The organism is Stenotrophomonas sp. P5_A8 (assembly GCF_056400545.1).
The window spans coordinates 1-3,114 of sequence record NZ_JBFULB010000404.1 but is presented as its reverse complement, the minus strand read 5'-3'; the positions used below and the strand labels follow the sequence as shown (position 1 = coordinate 3,114).

Sequence of the window (3,114 nt, the reverse complement as noted above, 5' to 3'; positions counted from 1 at the left end):
ACGCGGAGCACCGCGACCGGCGCCATCACGCTGAGCGCCGCCGGCCTTCTTCGGGCCGGCATGGGCGTGGCGCGGGGCCTCGGCGTGCGGGCGACGTGCGTGCTTGCGCGGCGAGCGATCGCCACCCGGCAGCTCGGCCTTGCCCGGCGCGCTGTTGCCCCAGCGGATCGGGGTCTGCGGCTCGAAGCCCGGCACATCGCGGATGTCCATATCCTTGTCCAGCAGGCGCACGATCTGGCGGAGCAGCTTGGCCTCGTCCTGGGCCACCAGCGAGATCGCCTGGCCGGTTGCGCCGTTACGGCCGGTACGGCCGATGCGGTGCACGTAATCCTCGGCCACCATCGGCAGGTCATAGTTGATGACCTTCGGCAGCTCGTTGATGTCGATGCCGCGCGCGGCGATGTCGGTCGCCACCAGCACGGTCACGCGGCCAGCCTTGAAGTCGCCCAGTGCGCGCAGGCGCTGGCCCTGGCTCTTGTTGCCGTGGATCGCCGCGGTCTTGATGCCGGACTTGTCCAGGAACATGGCCAGCTTGTCGCAGCCATGCTTGGTACGGCCGAACACCAGGGTCTGCTCACGGCTGTCCTGGGCCAGAAGGTGCAGCAGCAGCTCGCGCTTGCGCGGGCCATCGACCGGGTGCACGCGGTGGCTGATGTTCTCGGCAACGGTGTTCTTCGGCGTGACCTGGATCTGCTCCGGGTTGCGCATGAACTCCAGCGCCAGCTGCTTGATGCTCTCTTCGAAGGTCGCCGAGAACAGCAGGGTCTGGCGGTTCTGGCGCGGCAGCTTGGCGAGGATCTTCTTGATCGACGGCAGGAAGCCCATGTCGAGCATGCGGTCGGCTTCGTCCAGCACCAGGATTTCGATGCCGGAAAGGTCGACGCTGCGACGCTCGATGTGATCGATCAGGCGGCCCGGGCAGGCGACCAGCAGGTCCACGCCACGGCGCAGCACGTCGAACTGGTTGCCCATGCCGACGCCGCCGTAGATGCAGGCGCTCGGGATGCGCAGGTACTTGCTGTAGCCGCGCAGGCTGTCATGCACCTGGGTGGCCAGCTCGCGGGTTGGGGCCAGCACCAGTGCACGCGGACGGCGCGGGCCATCGACGGCCTGCGGGTTGGTGCCCAGGTGCTGCAGCAGCGGCAGGCCGAACGCGGCGGTCTTGCCGGTACCGGTCTGTGCGCCGGCCAGCAGGTCGCGGCCTTCCAGGGCGAGCGGGATGGCCTGCTCCTGGATCGGGGTGGGGGTGTCGTAGCCCTGCTCGGCCAACGCGCGCAGCAGGAACGGGGCAAGGCCCAAGGATTCAAAAGACATCGGGTGGAAGCTCCAAAGACAAAGTAACGCCAGGCCGAATGGCCGGACGCGAGGCAGATCAGAGTGATCGGCTGACTCGGAGCGTTCCCGTAAACCGCGCTGCGAGAATTGGGTGCAGCCAGCGCGGTGCGCAGACTGGTATGCATGACGAATGGCGTCGGAGTGGGGGCGGGCGACGGATCGATGATCCATATCGCCGGCGATCCCGAAGGGAAACGGACGGCCGCTGCAGACCGGCATAGTCTAGCGGATAGTTGAGTTCCGTACCAAATCCCCCTGTTCAGCTTGGAGACGCCAGCGCCGACGTATCCGGAGCTACCCGGCGCCCGTCGCAATCCGTAACGACCGGCCGTTGGCCGGGCGACCGTCGCAGGCGACCACCCCAGCATCATTCGCATGGGCTATCGTCGTTCTGGCGCAGTGCGACTTGGATTGACCGCGCATTTGATTACACTTGAAACCTATTTTCGCGATTCCGGATACCCACCCATGAAGCTTGGTTCTTTGAAGGAAGGCGGCCGCGACGGCACCCTGATCGTGGTCTCGCGCGACCTGCGCCACGGCGTGCGCGCCACCGGCATCGCCACCACGCTGCAGCAGGCGCTGGAAGACTGGTCGCACCTGGCGCCGCGCCTGAACGCGCTGTACGAATCGCTCAACGACGGCAGCGCCGACGGCGTGTTCGACATCGACCTGCAGGCGCTGGCCGCGCCGCTGCCGCGCGCCTATGAATTCGTCGACGGCAGCGCCTACCTGCCGCACGTGGCGCGGGTGCGCCGTGCGCGGGGCGCCGAAGTGCCGGAGAGCTTCTACACCGATCCGTTGATGTACCAGGCCACCAGCGCCGGCTTCTACGGCCCGCGCGACGCGGTCAAGGTGGTCAGCGAGGACTACGGCATCGACCTGGAGGCGGAGATCGTGGTGATCACCGACGACGTGCCGATGGCGGTGACCCCGGAACAGGCCGCCGGCCACATCCAGCTGGTCGGGCTGGTCAACGACGTCTCGCTGCGCAACCTGATCCCGGGCGAGCTGGCCAAGGGCTTCGGGTTCCTGCAGTCCAAGCCGCGCTCGGCGCTGTCGCCGGTGTTCGTCACCCCCGATGAGCTGGGTGAGGCCTGGCAGGACAGCAAGGTCCACCTGCCGCTGCTCACCCATATCAATGGCGAATGGTTCGGCGCGCCGGAAGCCGGCGTGGACATGCAGTTCAACTTCGCCCAGCTGGTTGCGCACGCGGCCAAGACCCGTCCGCTGGGCGCCGGTGCGATCGTCGGCTCGGGCACCATCGCCAACGAGGACACCAGCAAGGGCGCGTCCTGCTTCGCCGAACAGCGCACGGTGGAAACCCTGCGCGACGGCAAGCCGAGCACGCCGTTCATGTCCTTCGGCGACGTGGTCCGGATCGAAATGCTCGACGCGGCCGGCGAGAGCATCTTCGGGGCGATCGAGCAGCGCATCGAACAGGCCGCCAAGCCCTGAACGCGGCCACCGCCACCGACGAGAGCGCCATCGAACTGTTCAGCTACTGGCGGTCCAGCGCGGCGTATCGCGTGCGGATCGGGTTGAATCTCAAGCAGCTGCCACACCGGATCACCGACGTGGTCCGGATCGAAATGCTCGACGCGGCCGGCGAGAGCATCTTCGGGGCGATCGAGCAGCGCATCGAACAGGCCGCCAAGCCCTGAACGCGGCCACCGCCACCGACGAGAGCGCCATCGAACTGTTCAGCTACTGGCGGTCCAGCGCGGCGTATCGCGTGCGGATCGGGTTGAATCTCAAGCAGCTGCCACACCGGATCAC

Annotated in this window: 3 protein-coding genes and 1 pseudogene; 3 read left to right on the top strand and 1 reads right to left on the bottom strand. The window is 67.3% G+C overall.

Annotated features, from left to right (window positions below; all coding sequences use genetic code 11):
- Nucleotides 1–1,314 (bottom strand): DEAD/DEAH box helicase (locus AC1DQP_RS18735; RefSeq protein WP_478052226.1); only part of this gene is annotated, 1,314 nt, incomplete at its 3' end.
- Between the two features lie 489 nt (nt 1,315–1,803).
- Between AC1DQP_RS18735 and AC1DQP_RS18730 the strand changes: the two genes are divergently transcribed.
- The 3 genes and pseudogenes from AC1DQP_RS18730 to AC1DQP_RS18720 form a co-directional block, all read left to right on the top strand.
- Nucleotides 1,804–2,793 carry a fumarylacetoacetate hydrolase family protein gene (locus AC1DQP_RS18730; protein ID WP_256775310.1) on the top strand — a complete coding sequence of 330 codons (990 nt, stop codon included), beginning with the start codon at nt 1,804–1,806 and terminating at the stop codon, nt 2,791–2,793.
- A 71-nt stretch (nt 2,794–2,864) separates the two neighbouring features.
- Nucleotides 2,865–2,999 (top strand): hypothetical protein, encoded by a 135-nt coding sequence (locus AC1DQP_RS18725; protein WP_478052227.1) that lies wholly within the window; start codon nt 2,865–2,867, stop codon nt 2,997–2,999.
- Nucleotides 3,000–3,028: 29 nt separating this feature from the next.
- Nucleotides 3,029–3,114 (top strand): annotated as a pseudogene (locus tag AC1DQP_RS18720) (maleylacetoacetate isomerase); the annotation flags it as partial.

What these genes read in the sequence shown, in the direction of transcription:
- AC1DQP_RS18730 (WP_256775310.1), top strand. Translation starts at nt 1,804, where the DNA reads ATGAAGCTTGGTTCTTTGAAGGAAGGCGGCCGCGACGGCACCCTGATC.